Annotated in this window: 17 protein-coding genes; 6 read left to right on the forward strand and 11 right to left on the reverse strand. The window is 73.9% G+C overall.

All coding sequences use genetic code 11. The annotated features are described in order from the left end of the window. Positions 1 to 1,356, reverse strand: coding sequence for a serine/threonine-protein kinase (locus Nocox_RS17345; protein ID WP_219495630.1), 1,356 nt, complete (start codon positions 1,354 to 1,356; stop codon positions 1 to 3). A 76-nt stretch (positions 1,357 to 1,432) separates the two neighbouring features. Here Nocox_RS17345 and meaB point away from each other — a divergent pair, with 76 nt between their 5' ends. After that, the gene (meaB, locus tag Nocox_RS17350) at positions 1,433 to 2,446 is read left to right on the forward strand and encodes a methylmalonyl Co-A mutase-associated GTPase MeaB (protein ID WP_026215125.1); all 1,014 of its coding nucleotides are present in this window, start codon (positions 1,433 to 1,435) and stop codon (positions 2,444 to 2,446) included. Here meaB and Nocox_RS17355 read toward each other — a convergent pair. Beyond that, on the reverse strand, positions 2,434 to 4,188 hold the full coding sequence (locus tag Nocox_RS17355) for an AMP-dependent synthetase/ligase (protein WP_020546985.1): 1,755 nt from the start codon (positions 4,186 to 4,188) through the stop codon (positions 2,434 to 2,436). The genes meaB and Nocox_RS17355 overlap by 13 nt on opposite strands. Positions 4,189 to 4,239: 51 nt before the next feature. Further along, positions 4,240 to 4,404, reverse strand: coding sequence for a hypothetical protein (locus tag Nocox_RS17360; protein ID WP_020546986.1), 165 nt, complete (start codon positions 4,402 to 4,404; stop codon positions 4,240 to 4,242). A 141-nt stretch (positions 4,405 to 4,545) separates the two neighbouring features. Between Nocox_RS17360 and pcp the strand changes: the two genes are divergently transcribed. The 3 genes from pcp (at position 4,546) to Nocox_RS17375 (ending at position 8,106) form a co-directional block, all read left to right on the forward strand. Continuing rightward, a complete protein-coding gene (gene pcp / locus Nocox_RS17365) occupies positions 4,546 to 5,187 on the forward strand; it encodes a pyroglutamyl-peptidase I (RefSeq protein ID WP_020546987.1) in 642 nt (213 codons plus the stop codon). 274 nt (positions 5,188 to 5,461) lie between these two features. Beyond that, positions 5,462 to 7,081, forward strand: a complete 1,620-nt coding sequence (locus tag Nocox_RS17370) for an ABC-F family ATP-binding cassette domain-containing protein (protein WP_026215126.1) — start codon at positions 5,462 to 5,464, stop codon at positions 7,079 to 7,081. A gap of 53 nt (positions 7,082 to 7,134) precedes the next feature. Next, on the forward strand, positions 7,135 to 8,106 hold the full coding sequence (locus Nocox_RS17375; RefSeq protein ID WP_169577089.1) for a hypothetical protein: 972 nt from the start codon (positions 7,135 to 7,137) through the stop codon (positions 8,104 to 8,106). Between the two features lie 44 nt (positions 8,107 to 8,150). On the opposite strand, the gene Nocox_RS17380 is transcribed toward Nocox_RS17375, so the two are convergent. Next, positions 8,151 to 8,405, reverse strand: coding sequence for a TFIIB-type zinc ribbon-containing protein (locus Nocox_RS17380; RefSeq protein WP_020546990.1), 255 nt, complete (start codon positions 8,403 to 8,405; stop codon positions 8,151 to 8,153). Positions 8,406 to 8,463: 58 nt separating this feature from the next. Next, complete coding sequence (locus Nocox_RS17385) at positions 8,464 to 9,318, reverse strand: phosphotransferase (RefSeq protein WP_020546991.1); 855 nt, start codon at positions 9,316 to 9,318, stop codon at positions 8,464 to 8,466. A 45-nt stretch (positions 9,319 to 9,363) separates the two neighbouring features. Between Nocox_RS17385 and Nocox_RS17390 the strand changes: the two genes are divergently transcribed. Further along, positions 9,364 to 10,251, forward strand: coding sequence for a TIGR03619 family F420-dependent LLM class oxidoreductase (locus Nocox_RS17390; protein WP_020546992.1), 888 nt, complete (start codon positions 9,364 to 9,366; stop codon positions 10,249 to 10,251). Here Nocox_RS17390 and Nocox_RS17395 read toward each other — a convergent pair. The 3 genes from Nocox_RS17395 to murQ are packed head-to-tail and all read right to left on the reverse strand — an operon-like array spanning position 10,248 to position 12,647. Next, positions 10,248 to 10,628 carry a VOC family protein gene (locus Nocox_RS17395; protein WP_026215127.1) on the reverse strand — a complete coding sequence of 127 codons (381 nt, stop codon included), beginning with the start codon at positions 10,626 to 10,628 and terminating at the stop codon, positions 10,248 to 10,250. The two genes, Nocox_RS17390 and Nocox_RS17395, sit on opposite strands and share 4 nt — an antisense overlap. A 50-nt stretch (positions 10,629 to 10,678) precedes the next feature. Continuing rightward, the gene (locus Nocox_RS17400; protein ID WP_157383440.1) at positions 10,679 to 11,725 is read right to left on the reverse strand and encodes a serine hydrolase domain-containing protein; all 1,047 of its coding nucleotides are present in this window, start codon (positions 11,723 to 11,725) and stop codon (positions 10,679 to 10,681) included. 22 nt (positions 11,726 to 11,747) lie between these two features. Beyond that, positions 11,748 to 12,647, reverse strand: coding sequence for an N-acetylmuramic acid 6-phosphate etherase (murQ, locus tag Nocox_RS17405; RefSeq protein WP_020546996.1), 900 nt, complete (start codon positions 12,645 to 12,647; stop codon positions 11,748 to 11,750). A gap of 58 nt (positions 12,648 to 12,705) precedes the next feature. Here murQ and Nocox_RS17410 point away from each other — a divergent pair, with 58 nt between their 5' ends. Continuing rightward, a complete protein-coding gene (locus tag Nocox_RS17410; protein WP_026215128.1) occupies positions 12,706 to 13,809 on the forward strand; it encodes an exo-beta-N-acetylmuramidase NamZ family protein in 1,104 nt (367 codons plus the stop codon). A gap of 2 nt (positions 13,810 to 13,811) precedes the next feature. Here the strand turns inward: Nocox_RS17410 and Nocox_RS17415 are convergent, their stop codons facing one another. The 3 genes from Nocox_RS17415 to Nocox_RS17425 are packed head-to-tail and all read right to left on the reverse strand — an operon-like array spanning position 13,812 to position 16,716. Then, complete coding sequence (locus Nocox_RS17415; RefSeq protein ID WP_020546998.1) at positions 13,812 to 14,684, reverse strand: GNAT family N-acetyltransferase; 873 nt, start codon at positions 14,682 to 14,684, stop codon at positions 13,812 to 13,814. Beyond that, entirely contained in the window at positions 14,684 to 15,694 is a 1,011-nt protein-coding gene (locus tag Nocox_RS17420) for an ABC transporter ATP-binding protein (protein ID WP_020546999.1), read from the reverse strand. Before Nocox_RS17420 ends, Nocox_RS17415 begins: the two co-directional genes overlap by 1 nt. Next, positions 15,691 to 16,716, reverse strand: coding sequence for an ABC transporter ATP-binding protein (locus Nocox_RS17425; RefSeq protein ID WP_246649806.1), 1,026 nt, complete (start codon positions 16,714 to 16,716; stop codon positions 15,691 to 15,693). The genes Nocox_RS17420 and Nocox_RS17425 overlap by 4 nt, the downstream gene beginning before the upstream one ends.

The following is a 16,716-nucleotide window of genomic DNA, read 5'->3' on the forward strand; positions in this document are numbered from 1 at the left end:
TCACCGGGGGCCCAGCAGCCGTCGTTCCTCGTGCCGTGGGGGCGCAGGCGGGTCACCTGGAGGTCGGCGGCGCTCTGGCCGGTGGTGGTGCGGCTGCTCCCCGACGGGGAGGCGGAGGCCGCGGGCCCGGGGCGCGAGGGCTCGGCGGGGGTGAGCCAGACGATCGCGGCGGCCAGGACCGGAACGAGGACGCCCGAGAAGGTGGCGACGATCGCCATCCTGACGCGGCTCACCCGGCTCGTGGGAGCGGCGCGGGTCGCCGGCGACCAGGCGGTCGCTCCCACGAGCCGCCGGCGGGTCGCCGGCGGCCAGGACGTCCACGAACGCCGGCGGCTGCCCGCCCTCGGCCCGCTGGAACGCCGCCCAGTCGGCGGGGGGAGCGGCCGCACGCACCCGTGCGGGCTCCACGGGAGCCGCGAAGGGACGCACCAGGAGCGTGCCGGTGTCACTGGCCCGCGGCGCCCGGAACCGGCCGCGCGGAGCGGGCGGCTGGACGTGCGGGTCCGGGGGCTGGGCGCGCGGCGCGGGGAGCGGGAGGCTCGGGGGGCGGAGGTCGTGGGCGGTGGCCGGGGTGGCGTAGTCGTCGTCCGGGGCGGGGGCGGCGCCGATCAGGCGCAGGAGCACCTCGCGCATGGCCGGGCGGGCCGCGGGATCCTTGGCCAGGCAGGCGGTCACCACCTCCCGCAAGGGGGCGGGCAGCCCGTCCAGCCGCGGCTCGCCGCGCAGCACCCGCTCGGCGACCTCGGCCGGGGGGCCGTCGCCGAAGGGCGGGACGCCGGTGGCCGCGAACCCGATCACCGCGCCCCAGGCGAACACGTCGGCCGGTGCGCCGCACGGTCCCCCGGCGAGCTGTTCGGGCGCCAGGTACGCGGGCGTCCCGCCCGCCGTCCCGTACGCCCCCGCGATCCCGTAGTCGGCGACCCGCGCCCCGCCGGGCCCCAGCAGCACGTTGGCCGGTTTGAGCGCCAGGTGCGCGACGCCCGCCTGGTGCAGGGCGTCCAGCCCGGTCGCGACGGCGACCGCGAGCCGGGGCAGCTCCGCCGCCGGGGCGGGCGCGGCCTGCTCCAGGGTGGGCCCGCTCACGTACTCGCGCACCACGTGCGGCCGCTCGCCGGCCGCCGCGTCGAGCACCCGCGCCAGGCAGGACGGCTCCATCCGCCGCGCCACGGTCAGGTCCCTGACCAGCCGCGCCCGGTCGGCCGGCCCTTCGGGCAGCAGCTTGACCGCGACGGGCCTCCCGTCGGGCGCCCTGCCGAGGTAGCCGGCGCCACGGCCGCCCGCGCCGAGCCGCCCGACGAGCCGGTAGGGTCCGGCGGCAGCCGGGTCGCCCGCGCGCAGGGGTTCGACATGGGGCATGAGAGGAGTGACTCCTGTGACGGCTGAGACGGGAACTCCAGCACCATACTGGCAAAGTCAACATTTGTCAGAAGTCATGATGACCAAGAGGAAGAAAGGGGTGCGGGGCGTGCACTCGCTGGAGGATTACGCCGACGGCGTCCGCGCGGGCTCGCGAACGTGGATCGCCCGCGCGATCACGCTGGTCGAGTCCACCAGGCCCGACCACATGGCCCTGGCCCAGCGGCTGCTCGTCGAGCTCACCCCGCTCACCGGCCACGCCCGCAGGATCGGCGTGTCGGGCGTGCCCGGCGTGGGCAAGTCCACGTTCATCGACGCGTTCGGCACGATGCTGACCGGCGAGGGGCACAAGGTCGCCGTCCTGGCCGTGGACCCCTCCTCCACCCGCACGGGCGGCAGCATTCTCGGCGACAAGACCCGCATGTCCCGTCTGTCCGTCGATCCCGCGGCCTTCATCCGGCCCTCGCCCACGTCGGGCACGCTGGGCGGCGTGGCCAAGGCCACCCGCGAGGCGATGGTCGTGGTGGAGGCGGCCGGGTTCGACGTGGTGCTCGTCGAGACCGTCGGCGTCGGCCAGTCGGAGACCGCCGTGGCCGACATGGTGGACACGTTCCTGCTGCTCACCCTGGCCCGTACCGGCGACCAGCTCCAGGGCATCAAGAAGGGCGTACTGGAGCTGGCCGACGTGATCGCCGTCAACAAGGCCGACGGCGAGTACCAGCTCCCGGCCAGGAAGGCGGCCCGCGAGCTGGCCGGCGCGCTGCGCATGCTGCGTTCCGACAGCACCCCGCCGCCCGTGCTGACCTGCAGCGGCCTGACCGGCGAGGGCCTGGAGAAGCTGTGGCGGCACGTCGTGGCGCACCAGGAGTCGATCGACCTGGCCGCCAAGCGCCGGGCCCAGCAGGTCGGCTGGACGTGGACGCTGGTCCGCGAGCGGCTGCTGGCCGAGTTGCGCGACGACCCCGGGGTGGCCGCCATCAAGGACGAGGTGGAGCGGAAGATCCTCGACGGCGCGCTGACCCCGGCGCTCGCCGCCGACCGGCTGCTCTCGGTCTTCGAGCGGCGGCGGGCAGGTGCTCAGCCGTCGTAGAAGCCGTCCAGGGTCTTGCCGTGACGCTCCTCGACGATCTTGCGGCGGATCTTGAGGCTGGCCGTCAGCTCGCCGGTCTCCACGGTGAAGTCCTCGGCGAGGATCGCGAACTTCTTGACCGTCGAGTAGCTGGCCTGGTCGGCGTTGACCTGGTCGACCGCCTTCTGGATCTCCTCGCGCATGCGCGGATGCTCGCGCAGCGCCTCGGCGTCGGCCGGCAGCGACTCGGCGGCCGCCCACGGGGCGACCACGTCCATGTCGAGCGTGACCAGGGCGGTGACGTAGTTGCGCCGGTCGCCGTGGACGAACACGTGCGACACGTACGGGCAGGCCGCCTTGATCGAGCCCTCCAGGTGGGTGGGCGCGACGTACTTGCCGCCCGAGGTCTTGATCAGCTCCTTCTTGCGGTCGGTGATGCGCAGCCGGCCGGCCTCGTCCAGCTCGCCGATGTCCCCCGTGCGCAGCCAGCCGTCCTCCAGCGCCGCCGCCGTCTCCTCGGGAAGCCCGTGGTAGCCGCGCATCACGCCGCGCCCGCCGATGAGGATCTCGCCGTCGTCGGCGATGCGCACCTCGGTGCCGGGCAGGGGCGGGCCCACCGTGCCGAAACGCGGCGAGTCGGGCCGGTTGAGGAAGCTGCCCGCCGACGACTCGGTCAGCCCGTAGCCTTCGAGGATCGTCAGGCCGGCCGCGTCGAAGAACTCGGCGATGTCGGTGTTGAGCGGGGCGGCGCCCGAGATGAAGTAGCGGACCCGGCCGCCGAAGCGCTCCCTCAGCTTGGCGAAGACGAGCCGGTCGGCCAGCGCGTACTCGGCGCGGGTGGTGAGCGGCAGGCTCGCGCCGCGCTGGCGGGCCCGGCTGACCCGGATGCCGGTCTTCTTCGCCCACTCGAAGATGCGCAGCTTCGCGCCGCCCTCGCGCCGCATGGACGCGACCACGGTGTTGTGGATCTTCTCGAAGATGCGCGGCGCGGCGGCCATGATGGTCGGCCGCACCACGCCCAGGTTGTCGGCGATCTTGTCGAGCCGGCCGTCGATCGCGGTCGGCACGCCGATGCCGATCATCACGACCTCCAGCAGCTTGCCGAACGAGTGCGACAGCGGCAGCCAGAGGAAGTGCAGGTCGGCGGGGGAGATGAGGCCGAGCTGCCGGACCGCGTCGGCGGCGTACAGCCAGTTGTCGTGGGTGAGCTCCACGCCCTTGGGCCGGCCGGTGGTGCCGGAGGTGTAGATGAGGGTGGCCAGGTGGTCCTCGGCGATGGCGTCCACCATGGCGTCGTAGTCGCCCTCGCCGGTGACGGCGTCGAACGGCATCACCCAGTCGTCGTCGCCGGGGGAGCCGTCGATGACGATCACTTTCGTGACGCCGGGCAGCTCCTGCCGGACCGAGCGCAGCTTGGCCACCTGGTCGTCGTTCTCGGCCACGACGATCGTGCTGCCGGAGTCGGTGATGACGAACGCCGCCTCGGCGGCCGTGTTGGACGGGTAGATCGTCGTCGTGGCGGCGCCGGTCGCCAGCACCGCGAGGTCGGTGAGGATCCACTCCAGCCGGGTCGAGCACAGGATGGACACCCGCTTGCCCGGGCCGGCTCCCAGCGCCGCCAGGCCGAGGGCCAGCCCGCGTACGCGCTCGCCCACCTCGCGCCACGACAACGACTGCCAGCCGTCGTCGGTGGGCACGCGGTACGCCTCGGCGTCGGGAGTGGCCGCGATCCGATCACGTAGCAGGGCGGGGATGCTCGACATGCCTGGCCTCCAGAGGTGCTTTTGTGCCGACTCTAGGACGGGAGACCTCGATCAGTCGACGGTCCGGCCGCGCGGCTGGATCGCGGCGACCGTTCCCGGGGTGCGGACCTCCCACGCGCCGCAGGCGCAGCGGAGGTAGGAGACCAGGCCGTCGGAGGTGCGGTGGGAGGAGACGACGGTCAGGGCGAGGGGGTCGTGCCGGTGTCCGGGGTGCATGCTTCCAACCTGAGGTAAGGACCTTGTTCAGTTCAACACTTACAGCCTGCTTCGCCGGCGGCGACCCGCACATGGGCGATCATGGATGTCCGCCTTCCTGGCCTCCCCGCCCCTTCCCCCGCACCCGAGAGGAAACCCCCGATGCGCGTGCTGCTCACCGGATTCGAGCCGTTCGGCGGCTCCGCCGTCAACCCGTCGTGGCAGGCGGTGCGACTGGCCGCGGCCACGCCGCCGGAAGGGGTGTCGCTGAGCACGGCGCTGCTGCCGGTCGTCTTCCACGACGCCGTCACCCGGCTGCGCGCGGCCGTCGAGGAGTCCCGGGCGGACGTCGTCATCTGCGTCGGGCAGGCGGGCGGGCGGGCGGGCATGACGGTCGAGCGCGTCGCCGTCAACCTCGACGACGCCCGCATCCCGGACAACAAGGGCGCCCAGCCCGTCGACGAGCCCATCGTCGCGGACGGCCCGGCGGCGTACTTCTCCACCCTCCCGGTGAAGGCGTGCGTGGCCGCCGTCCGGGACGCCGGCCTGCCGGCGTCCGTCTCGCACACGGCGGGCACGTTCGTCTGCAACCACGTCTTCTACGGGCTGATGCACTTCCTGGAGTCGGGCAGGCCAGGGGCGCGTGGCGGCTTCGTGCACGTGCCCTACCTGCCCGAGCAGGTCCCGGACGGCGGCGAACCGTCGATGCCCGCCCGGGCCGTCGCCGACGCGCTGACCGCGATCGTGTCCGCCGCGGTCGCCACCACCGAGGACCTGAAGGAGACCGGCGGCTCCCTCCACTGACCGATGTTGCCCCTGCTCCGGGTGATCCCCTACGCTGGAACGGTCTCATCGCCGACCTACGGGGGCAGCTGACGTGAGGATCTGAGGTCGCGGGCACCGCGCCGTTCCGCCCTGTCACGGGCCTGACGCGCGCTCACCTGGACCTCTCGGCGATCTTCTCGCCCCTCCGTCGCGGGTTCGGCCCCGGCTTCCACGTGTCGCGCATCTCTGCGGTGTTTCCCCGCCTGTCACGAATCTGTCGCAACGTTTCGACTTCTGTGCTGGGAGCCGCCTCATGCCTATGTCCATCGTCGTCGACCGGGTCAGCTTCGCCTGGCCGGACGGCACCCGGGTGCTCGACGGGCTCGACGCCGCCTTCCCCGCGGGCCGTACCGGCCTGATCGGGGTCAACGGGTCGGGCAAGTCCACCCTGCTGAAGATCATCGCCCGCGAGCTGGCCCCACGGTCCGGCTCGGTCACCGTCTCGGGAGAGGTGGGATACCTGCCGCAGAACGTGCCGCTCGCCGCCGCCCGTACCGTCTCCGACCTGCTGGAGATCAGCGGGAAGCGGGCCGCGTTGCACGCCGTCGAGAGCGGCGACGTCGCCGAGGAACATTTCACCACCATCGGCGACGACTGGGACGTCGAGGAGCGGGCGCGGGCCGAGCTCGACCGGCTCGGCCTGGCCCACCTCGGGCTGGACCGCACGGTCGGCACGCTGTCCGGCGGCGAGACCGTCATGGTCGCGCTCGCCGCCCAGCTGCTCAAGCGGCCCGACGTGCTGCTGCTCGACGAGCCCACCAACAACCTCGACCTGGAGGCCCGCGAGCGGCTGCACGCCGCCGTGTCCGCCTGGCCGGGGGTGCTCGTCGTGGTCAGCCACGACCGGGCGCTGCTGGAGCTGGTCGACCAGATCGCCGAGCTGCGCGACGGCGGCGTGCGCTTCTACGGCGGCAACCTCGCCGACTACGAGGAGCAGGCCGCCGCCGAACAGGAGGTCGCGCTGCGTACCGTACGGGCCGCCGAGGGGGAGGTGCGGCGGCAGCGGCGCGAGCTCGCCGAGGCGCGGATCAGGATCGACAGGGACATCCGGGCCGGCAAGAAGGCCGCCGCGAACAACCGGGCGCCGAAGATCGTCGCCAACGGGCTCAAGCGCAAGGCGCAGGTCACCGCGGGCAAGCAGCGGGCCCTGCACCTGGAGAAGCTGGAGGAGGCGCGCGAGCGGCTCGGCGAGGCCGAGCAGGCGGTGCGGGACGAGGCGGAGATCAGGATCGAGCTGCCGGGCACCGAGGTGCCGGCCGGCCGCACGGTCCTGACGCTCCCGCTCACCCCGCCCCCGCCCGCGCACCGGGCGGCGACGGAAGGGGAGGCGGGGGAAGGCGGTGCCGTGCCGCTGGAGACGCTGGTGGTCCGGGGGCCCGAGCGGATCGCGCTGCTCGGCCGCAACGGCTCGGGCAAGACGACCCTGCTCAAGCGCATCGCCGCGGGCGAAGGCGCGCACGTGCCGGTCCGCTACCTGCCGCAGCGGCTCGACCTGCTCGACGACACGCTGAGCATCATCGACAACGTCCGGGCCGTCGCGCCCTCGGCGTCGGTCAACGAGGTACGCGCCAGGCTCGCCCGCTTCCTGTTCCGCGGCGAGCGGGCCGCCCAGGCCGTCGGCACGCTGTCGGGCGGCGAGCGTTTCCGCGCCACGCTGGCCGCGCTGCTGTCGGCCGAGCCGCCGCCGCAGCTCCTCCTGCTGGACGAGCCGACCAACAACCTCGATCTGGCCAGCGTCCGCCGGCTCGCCGAGGCCCTGGCGGCCTACCGGGGCGCGCTGATCGTGGCGAGCCACGACCTGCCGTTCCTGGAGCTGATCGGCATCACCCGCCGGCTGGTCCAGGACCGGGAGAGGGGGCTGACGGAGGGCTGACCGGAGAGGGCTCCGATTGACGGGCGGGGAGCAACCCGGCGATAGTGTGGCAGGTGGCTTCACCCCGTTTGATGTCGTGTGTTCTCGCTCTCGCGACCCTCACACTTGGCGCCTGCTCCTCCCCCGCGCCGACCCCCGAAGGCGGCTCGTCCTCGGTCTCCGGCGTCGCCGGCGGCACCGGCGGCGACCCCGGCACGGCCTCCGCCTCGCCGGGCGCGAGCGCGCTCACCCCCGAGGCGTACAAGGCCGAGCTCGACGGCAGGCACAAGCCGATGGCCGCCGCGATCAGCGCGCTCGCGGGCGCGCGCGGGGTCAAGGCGCTCGACCAGCGGGTCACCAAGGCGGAGGAGGCGCTGGCCGGCGCGGCCGAGTCACTGGCCGCGCTGGCCCCGCCGGCGGAGGTCCGCACGCAGCACGACGCGTACGTCACCAGCCTCCAGGACTTCGTCACCGCGCTCGGCACCACGAGCGGCAAGGTCGGCGCGCGCGCCCTGTGCACCTCATCGGCCGTGCTCGCCGACCTCAACGCCAAGCTCAAGGCGCTGGACGAGGCGGGGGAGGCGCTGCAGAAGGCGGGCGGCTACCCGGCCGACGTGGTGGACGTGAAGGCGGTACGCAAGCAGACCAGGCGGCTCGGCAACGGCTCGTTCGTCCGCAAGGGATCGTTCGGCGGGCGCAGCTCGCTGGAGATCGACAACGGCGCCCCGCGGGACGCGGTGGTGACGGTGATGCGCGGCAGGAGCAAGGCGTTCAGCGTGTACGTGCGGCGCAAGGCCACGTTCAAGGTGAAGGGCGTGCGCGACGGCTCGTACAAGATCTACTTCACGCACGGCGTGGACTGGGACGGCCGGAGCAAGGCGTTCACCCGGGAGTGCAGCTTCGAGCGGTTCCAGAAGTCGGTGACGTTCAGGACGACGGTCACGGCCACGCAGATCCGCTGGCACGACTGGCGCGTCACGCTGCACGCCATCACGGGCGGCAACGCCCGCACCGCCCCGGTCGACCCCGGATCCTTCCCCGGCTGAGCGGCCGGAGGCCGCGCCCCGGCGGGGGCGCGGCCCGTGCGCGATCAGGTGGAGAACAGCATGCCCACCCAGCTGCGCTGGCGGTGGTGGCCGTGGTGGTAGCCGCCGTGCGGCGCGCCCCAGGCCGGCCCGGGGGCGGGCGGAGGCGGGGGAGCCGCGTGGTACTGCGTCTCCATCCTGGTCAGGGTCTCCAGCTCGCCGTAGTCGAGGAAGATCCCTCGGCAGTTGTCGCACTGCTCGATGTGGACGCCGTTGCGCTCATAGGTCCGCATGTTCCCGCGGCACTTGGGGCACTGCATCGAAGTCGCTCTCCTTGGCTGTCAGGTCTCAGGACGAAACCTACCGCGCGCAACCCGCCTACGCTCTGACGATTCTGTTGCACGACTCGACCAACGAATGTTCGACGTCGTCGAGTTCCCGGCCCTCGCGCCCGGCGTTGACCACGGCCACGGCGGCGAGCTGCACGGTCAGCGCCCGCGCCGGGACGTCCAGCCGCGCCCACGGGTCGTCGCCGCGGCCCAGCGCGGGCCCGCCCGCCGCCAGGTAGGCGCCTGAGAACCGCTGCCACACGTCCGGGTCGAGCAGGCCGGCGGCGTACCAGGCGGCCGGCCGGGCGAGGTCCCAGGCCGGGTCGCCGACGCCCAGGTCGTCCACGTCGATGAGCAGCCAGCGGTCGCGGCGGACGAGCTGCCCGAGGTGCCAGTCGCCGTGCGTGAGCAGCCCGGGGGAGGGCGCGGGCGCGGGCAGCTCCTTGAACGCCCGCCGGACCAGCGCCTCCACCGGCCCGTCGCCGCTCATCCTGGCGACGGCGCGGGCGGCCCGCGCGGGCCCTCCCGCGTCGGGCAGCGCGGGCATCAGTGTGAGCGGCACGGCGTGCAGCGCGGCCAGCAGCCTGGCCCCCTCCTCCCAGGGCGCGTGGTCGAGGTCGTCCTGGCGTACGGGCCGCCCGGCGGGCCACACGGTGACCGCGCGCCCGGCGACCGTCAGCACCTCGGGGTCGAGCGGAGCCAGCATGACGGCGCTCACGGCGGGGGAGGCGGCGGCCCGCAGCCGGACGCGCAGCTCCTCCGCGTCGTCCCGGGCCGAATGGGCCTTGACCACCACCTCGCCCCTGCGCAGCACCACCACGTCCGTGCGCGTCGGATGTAACACGGGCGCACCCGTGCCGCCGTAGGCGGCGGCGACCTCGGCCAGCTCCTCCTTGAGACCCACAGGGTAAAGACTATTGGCGGCATACCGGTCGGCCAGACTGGAGGCATGAGAATAGGTTTCGCCGTACCGCAGTCGGGCCCCTGGGCCACACCGGACAACCTGCGCCGGGTCGCCGTCCGGGCCGAGGAGCTCGGCTACCACGACCTCTGGACGTTCCAGCGCCTGCTCTACCCCGTGGGACACGAGATGGGGCCGACGTACCGGAGCGTGCACGACCCCGTGGTGACGCTGGCGCACCTGTCGGGGATGACCGCGCGGATCGGGCTCGGCGTCGCCGTGCTCAACGCGTACGTGCAGCCCGTGGTGCTGGCCAGGCAGCTCGCCACGCTGCAGACGCTGTCGGGCGGGCGGCTCACGGCGGGGATCGGCCTCGGGTGGCTGCCGGAGGAGTTCGCGGCGGCCGGCGTGGCGTTCGAGGGGCGCGGGCGGCGGGGCGAGGAGTTCGTCGAGGTGCTGCGCAAGGTGTGGAACGACGACCCGGTCGAGCACGAGGGCGTCTTCTACCGGGTGCCGCCGTCGCACCTCGACCCCAAGCCGGCGCCGGGGCCGCCGCCGATCCTGCTCGGCGGCACCGCCGAGGTGGCGCTGCGCAGGGCCGCCCGGCTGGCGGACGGATGGGTGAGCTCCAGCAGGGAGGACCTGACGGCCATCGCGGGGCGGATCGAGCTGATCAAGGCGGAACTGGCCGCGTCGGGCCGGGACGTGGCCGGGTTCCGGTTCGTCTGCCGTGGTGTCACGCGGGTCAGGGACGAGCCCGGCGGGCGGCCCCTGACCGGCCCCTACGACAAGATCCGCGCGGACGTGGCCGCGCTGGCCGAGGCCGGCGTGACCGACGTCTTCCACGACCTCAACTTCGACCAGGACTTCGTCGGCCTCGACGCCGGGGAGGCCGTGCGCCGCGCCGAGGAGGCCCTGGAGGCGCTGGCTCCCTAGCCTCCGCCGTACGGCACGGTGATGATCTCCAGGTTGTGGCCGTCGGGATCGGACCAGTAGAGTCCGCGCCCGCCGTCGTTGGTGTTGATCTCGCCGGGCCGCCGGTGGTACGGATCGGCCCAGTACGTCAGCCCCCGCTCCTTGATGCGCTCCCAGATCTGGTCGAACTCCTCCTCGCTCACCAGGAACGCGTAATGCTGGGCGGTCACCGGCCCGTCGGCCTGGGCCACGTCCAGGGAGACGCCGTTGCCCAGCGAGACGACCCGGAAGGGGCCGTAGACGGGCGCGGGCTCCAGGCCGAGGACCTCGGTGAGGAAGGTGGCGGTCGCGTCCCGGTCGCGGGCCGCGACGATGGTGTGGTTCAGCTGCACTGCCATGTCTTCCACGCTATGCGCAGAAGCGGCCCTTGCGTCAGCAGGGCGGCCGTTCAGGTGGCCAGGCGCAGGGCCTCGGCGGCGACGGCGTGGCGCAGCTCGCGGATGCCGCCGCGGCCCCGTACGGGGTGGACGGCGTTGGTGAGCAGCACCACGGTGAGGCGGCGGGCGGGGTCGACGACGAGGGAGGTGCCGGTGAAGCCGGAGTGGCCGTACGCGCCGGTGAGCGGCCCGACGATGGCCGGGTCGCCGAGGCGCACGCCGAGCCCCTGACGGAAGGGCGCGCCCGTCGCGCCCTGGTCGCGGGTCAGCTCGGCCACGCTCTCCGGCGACAGCACGGGGCCGCCGCCGCGGCGCAGCGTCTCGCCGAAGGCCAGCACGTCGGCGGCGGTGCCGAACAGCCCGGCGTGGCCCGTGACGCCGCCGAGGGCCCAGGAGGTCTCGTCGTGCACCTCGCCGCGTACGCAGCCGGGGCCGGGGCGCCCGGCTTTGCACTCGGTGGCGGCGACGCGGGCGGGGTCGCGGGGCCGGTAACCGGTGTCGGCCAGGCCGAGCACGCCGGTGACGCGCTCGCGGACGAGCACGTCGAGCGGCGCGCCCCCGGCCAGCTCGGCGAGCCCGCCCGCCATGATCATGCCGATGTCGCTGTAGAGGTAGGGCCCGCCGACCGGGTGGGCGGGCGGTGTGCGCCAGATCGCCGCCATGCGCTCGGCGGCGGTGGCGTCCGGCAGCTCCAGGTCGATCCGGCGGGTGGGCGGCAGGCCCGCGGTGTGCGTGAGCAGCCGGCGCACGGTGATCCTGGCGTCGAGGCCGGGGACCAGCGCGGCGGCCGGCTCGTCCAGCGCCAGCCGCCCCTCCTCGGCCAGGGAGAGCAGCACGACCGTGGTGAAGAGCTTGCTGACCGAGGCCAGGTCGAAGATCGAGTCGTGGCGCGCGGGCGGGCGTTCCTTCGCCGGCGTGCCGTCCGCGCCGGCGTAGCGGACCAGCTCGCCCGTGGCGGCCGTGGCGGCGACGTCGCCGTCCACGGCGATCATCGCCACCGCCGCCGGGCAGACCGTCGGCACCGCCCCCGCGAGGATCGCCGCCAGCCCGTCCGTCATCTCCGCCCCCTCCACCCCGTGATCAGCCGCTCAGCGCGTCGCTGAGCCGCTCGCCGTGCGAGGCGAGCAGGGTGCGGGCCGCGTCGGCGTCGATGCCGTGCTGGATCATGAGCACCGCGACCTTCGTGCGCCCGCCCGCCGCGTCGAGGGCCGCGCCCGCCGTCTCCCGGTCGGTGCCGGTGATGTCGCGGACCATGCGCAGCGCCCGGTCCGCCAGCTTGGCGTTCATCGCCGACATCTCGACCATCTTGTTGCCGTACGTCCGGCCGAGCTTCACCATGCTGATCGTCGAGATCATGTTGAGCACGAGCTTCTGCGCCGTGCCCGCCTTCAGCCGCGTCGAGCCGGTCACCACCTCAGGACCCACGACCACCTCGATGCCGTGCTGGGCGGCGGCCGACAGCGGCGCGCCCTCGTTGCACGACAGCCCCACCGTGAGCGCGCCGCGACCGGCCGCCTCCGCCAGGGCGCCCAGCACGAAAGGGGCCCGCCCGCTCGCGGACACGCCGACCACCGAGTCCAGCGGGCCCACGCCGAGGTTCTTCATGGCGGCGGCGCCCGCCTCGGCGTCGTCCTCCGCCCCCTCGACGGACCGGGTCAGCGCGTCGAGTCCGCCGGCGATGACGCCCTGGACCAGCGACGGGTCGGTGCCGAACGTGGGCGGGCACTCGCTGGCGTCCAGCACGGCCAGGCGGCCCGACGTGCCCGCGCCGACGTAGAGGAGCCGGCCGCCCTCCGACATGCGGGCGGAGATCGCGTCGATGGCTCCCGAGATCGCCGGGATGGCCACCGCGACGGCCGCGGGCACGGCGGCGTCGGCCTGGTTCATCAGTCGGGCGATCTGCTCCGTCGGCAGCCGGTCGATCTGGCTGTAGCGGGGGTCGCTCTGCTCGGTGGACAGCTCGGGTAGCGGATCAATCATGACGCTAATTTCCACCCTTATCTTCCCTCTTGTAAATATCTTTCAGCACAATGGCTCCATGACTCTTGTGCGTACCGGAGCCGAACGGCTGGCCGACGATCCCGCGCTCGCGGGAGGTACCCGCCTCGGCCTCGTCACCAACCCCACCGGCGTGCTGTCCGACCTGACCCCCACGGCGGAGGCGCTGCTGGCCGCCGGGGCGCCGGTGACCGCCCTGTTCGGCCCCGAGCACGGCCTGCACGGCACCGCCCAGGCCGACGGCGCCGAGGCCGACGGCGTGGACGAGCGGACCGGGCTGCCGGTGCACAACACGTACAAGCTGGCAGGTGAGGAGCTGGACGCGGCGGTCGCCGCCGCCGGCGTGGACACGCTCGTCTTCGACATCGCCGACGTGGGCAGCCGCTTCTACACCTACGTCTGGACGATGTACGACCTGCTCGCCTCGGCGTCCCGGCTGGGCCTGCGGTTCGTGGTGCTGGACCGGCCCAACCCCCTCGGCGGCACGGTCGCCGAAGGCCCGCTGCTCGACCCCGCGTACGCCAGCTTCGTCGGCCGCCACCCGATCCCGGTGCGGCACGCGCTGACGGCGGGCGAGCTGGCCGGGCGGTTCGGCTTCGACGTGGACCTGACCGTCGTGGAGATGACCGGCTGGCGGCGCGACACGCCGTGGGAGGCGACCGGGCTGCCCTGGGTGATGCCCTCGGTCAACATGCCGACCCCCGACACCGCCCTCGTCTACCCGGGCACCTGCCTGTTCGAGGGCACGAACTTCTCCGAGGGCCGCGGCACCACCCGGCCCTTCGAGCTGGTCGGCGCCCCCTACGCGGACGGCCGGTTCGCCCCCGCGCTCGACGCGCTCGGCCTGCCCGGCGTGCGCTTCCGCGACGTCCGCTTCACCCCCACCTTCCACAAGCACGCGGGCACTCCCGTGCGCGGCGTCCAGCTTCACGTGCACGACCGCGAGGCGTTCCGCCCGGTGCTGACCGGCGTGTCGATGCTGCACGTGGCCCGCACCCTCTACCCGGACGACCTGCGCCTGCTGCCGGGACTGGACCACCTGTGGGGATCCGGCGAGCTGGCCCGGCGACTGGAGGCCGGCGAGGACCCGCGCGAGTTGTGCCCGCCGCCGGGAACCCCCTCGGGACCGCTGCTCTACGGATGACATCACGCCAGGGCGCGCCGGTAGAGCCAGAAGACCCGCTCCGCCCGCGCGCCCACGGCCCGCGAGTAGAACCGCAACGGCCCGACCCACCCGATCTGGGCCTCGGCCTGCCCGGCCGCCCGCTGCTCGGCCAGGCACCTGCGGAGCAGCACCCGGCCGAGGCCGAGCCCCCGCGCGGCCTCCGCCGTGCCCATCGGCCCGAACCAGGACGGCCGCGCCCCCCACGCGGCGAACGCCAGGACCTCCCCGTCGCGCTCGGCGAAGTGCAGCCCGGTGGCGTTGGCCGCCTCCCAGGCCCACCGCTCGTTCCAGTGCCGGCCGACGAACGCCGCCACCCGCTCCCGCTCGTCACCGCCGGCCGCGCGCACGGCCACCCCGGCCTTCTCCAGCCGGACCAGGTCGTCCTCGACCGACAGGTCGCCGGCGCCCAGGTCGGCCGTCATGTTCCAGGCCACGTGGTAGCGCTCGTAGCCGAGGCTCTCGGCCAGGCAGGCGGCGGCGGTGTAGCGCACGTCGACGCCGGGCCAGGCGTAGCAGGGCGGGTTGCCGGCCCAGCGAGCCTCCCGCGCCCCCCGCTCGCGCAGCCACTCCTCGGCCGCCCGCACCAGCGCCCGGCCGCGCCCCTCGCCGCGCGCCGACGGGTGCACGGCGAGCAGGTCGAGATGCCCGGCCTCCGGGTCCCTCTCCGACAGCGACGCCATCACCACGCCGCCGTCCACGGCGAGCGCGGTCCACGTGCGGCCCGGCGGCGGCGCGGCGAGCCGCCGGACCAGCGCGGCCCCCTCCCCGGGGTCGCAGGTCAGCGCCTCCCCGGCGATCCCGGCCGCCTCCGCCAGCTCCGCCGCGCCCGCGACCGGCCGCGCCTCGAAGGTCATCACACCTCACTCATCGGGCGCGCGATGACGCTGCGCCGCTCGGGGTAGAAGCAGGCGTGCTCCTGCGGGATCCCCTCGGTGATCCGCAGCAGCGGCCGCTCACCGGCGCACCGCTCACCCTGGAACGGGCACCGGCGGGCGAACAGGCAGCCCTCGTCGGACTGGCTCTCGTCCAGTGACGACAGCGGCGTCACCGGCTCCTCGCCCGGCCGCTCCAGGCCGTGCAGCACCGGGATGGCCGACAGCAGCGACTGCGTGTACGGATGCACCGGATCGGCGATCACCGTGTCCACGGGGCCGCGCTCGACGACCTGCCCGCGGTAGATCACGTACAGCTCGCCGTCGTCGCCGATGTAGCGGGCGGTGGCCACGTCGTGCGTGATGAACAGCACGCTGACGCCGAGCCGCTCGCGCAGGTCCTTCAGCAGCGCCAGGATGCCGAGCCGGAGCGAGACGTCGATCATCGACACCGCCTCGTCGGCCACCAGCATCTCCGGGTCCACCGTGAGGGCCCGCGCGATGACCACCCGCTGCCGCATGCCGCCCGAGAGCTGGTGCGGGTAGCGGGCCAGCACCGTGCCCGGGTCCAGGCCGACCAGCGACAGCACCTCGGCCGCCCGCTCCTCGATCCACGCCGCCGACCGGCCCGTCTGCTTGGCGCGCAGGCTCAGCGGCGCGTACAGCGTCTGGTGGATGGTCCGGGTCGGGTTGAGCGCCGAGTACGGGTCCTGGTGGATCATCTGGATCTTGCGGAAGTGCGGCTGGCGCTGCTTGGGCCGCAGCGGCGTCATCGGCACGTCGCCGATGACGATCTCGCCCTCGTCGTAGCTCTCCAGCCCCGCGATGATGCGCCCCAGCGTGGTCTTGCCGCAGCCGGACTCCCCGATGAACGAGGCCGCCCCGCCCTTCGGGATCGCGAAGTCCACGCCGCGCAGCGCCCGCACCTCGCGGGCGCCGAGCACCTTGCCGCGCTGCTTGAACGTCTTGACGACGCCGGTCCCCGTGATCACGCGTGCTCCTTCGTCGCGAGGTCCCCAGAGGGGGGTGCGGTCGTGGGCGCGCCGGCCACGGCGTGGCAGGCCACCAGGCGCGGGCCGTCGGCGACGGTCTCCGGGTCCACGGTGTCGCACACGTCCATCCGCAGCGGGCAGCGCTCCCTGAACACGCAGCCCTCCTTCGGCACGGTCGCCAGCGTCGGCGGCCGGCCGGGCAGCGCCCGCGCCTCGCCGATGTCGCCGGTCAGCCGGGGGATGGCCTGGATCAGCCCCCGCGTGTACGGATGCCGCGGCGCCCCCAGCACCTCCCGCGTCGGCCCCTGCTCGACCAGCCGGCCGCCGTACATGACGGCCAGCCGGTCGGCCACCTCCGCCACCACGCCGATGTCGTGCGTGATGACCAGCGTGGTCAGCCCGCGCTCCGCGTGCACCTCGCGCACGATCCGCAGGATGTTGGCCTGCGTGATCATGTCGAGGGCGGTCGTCGGCTCGTCCAGCACCACCAGGTGGGCGTTGAGCACCAGCGCGAGCATGATGCCGACGCGCTGGCGCATGCCGCCCGACAGCTCGTGCTGGTGCGAGTCGAGCACCCGGGCGCCGTCCAGGCCCATGCGGCCCAGCAGCTCCTTGGCCTCGCGCACGAGGCCGCGGAGGTCGTCCACGCCGTGCGAGCGGCCCAGGTCGAGCAGTTGCTTGCCGACCGTCTTGAGCGGGTTGAGGGAGTTCTGGGCGGCCTGGAAGACGTAACCGATGTGCTTGCCGCGGGCCTTGCGCAGCTCCTCGCCGCGCAGCCCGACGACGTCGCCGAGCCCGTCGATCTCGACACTGCCGCCCGCGATCCTGCCGGGCGGCTGCACCGCGTTCAGCAGCGACAGCGCCAGCGTGGACTTGCCGGAGCCGGACTCGCCGACGATGCCGGTGATCGAGCCGGGCTCCAGCGTCAGCGTCACGCCCCTGACCGCGGGCAGCTCTCCGGCGGGGGTCTTGTAGACGACGGTCAGTCCGTCGATGCGCACTCCCGGCGCTTGGTTGCTCAC

Source organism: Nonomuraea coxensis DSM 45129, assembly GCF_019397265.1.
Classification (GTDB): Bacteria; Actinomycetota; Actinomycetes; order Streptosporangiales; family Streptosporangiaceae; genus Nonomuraea; species Nonomuraea coxensis.

What these genes read in the sequence shown, in the direction of transcription:
- murQ (WP_020546996.1), bottom strand. Translation starts at nt 12,647, where the DNA reads ATGATTGATCCGCTACCCGAGCTGTCCACCGAGCAGAGCGACCCCCGC.
- Nocox_RS17360 (WP_020546986.1), bottom strand. Translation starts at nt 4,404, where the DNA reads ATGCACCCCGGACACCGGCACGACCCCCTCGCCCTGACCGTCGTCTCC.
- Nocox_RS17395 (WP_026215127.1), bottom strand. Translation starts at nt 10,628, where the DNA reads ATGGCAGTGCAGCTGAACCACACCATCGTCGCGGCCCGCGACCGGGAC.
- Nocox_RS17410 (WP_026215128.1), top strand. Translation starts at nt 12,706, where the DNA reads ATGACTCTTGTGCGTACCGGAGCCGAACGGCTGGCCGACGATCCCGCG.
- Nocox_RS17380 (WP_020546990.1), bottom strand. Translation starts at nt 8,405, where the DNA reads ATGCAGTGCCCCAAGTGCCGCGGGAACATGCGGACCTATGAGCGCAAC.
- pcp (WP_020546987.1), top strand. Translation starts at nt 4,546, where the DNA reads ATGCGCGTGCTGCTCACCGGATTCGAGCCGTTCGGCGGCTCCGCCGTC.
- Nocox_RS17345 (WP_219495630.1), bottom strand. Translation starts at nt 1,356, where the DNA reads ATGCCCCATGTCGAACCCCTGCGCGCGGGCGACCCGGCTGCCGCCGGA.
- meaB (WP_026215125.1), top strand. Translation starts at nt 1,433, where the DNA reads ATGATGACCAAGAGGAAGAAAGGGGTGCGGGGCGTGCACTCGCTGGAG.
- Nocox_RS17370 (WP_026215126.1), top strand. Translation starts at nt 5,462, where the DNA reads ATGCCTATGTCCATCGTCGTCGACCGGGTCAGCTTCGCCTGGCCGGAC.
- Nocox_RS17355 (WP_020546985.1), bottom strand. Translation starts at nt 4,188, where the DNA reads ATGTCGAGCATCCCCGCCCTGCTACGTGATCGGATCGCGGCCACTCCC.
- Nocox_RS17400 (WP_157383440.1), bottom strand. Translation starts at nt 11,725, where the DNA reads ATGACGGACGGGCTGGCGGCGATCCTCGCGGGGGCGGTGCCGACGGTC.
- Nocox_RS17390 (WP_020546992.1), top strand. Translation starts at nt 9,364, where the DNA reads ATGAGAATAGGTTTCGCCGTACCGCAGTCGGGCCCCTGGGCCACACCG.
- Nocox_RS17415 (WP_020546998.1), bottom strand. Translation starts at nt 14,684, where the DNA reads ATGACCTTCGAGGCGCGGCCGGTCGCGGGCGCGGCGGAGCTGGCGGAG.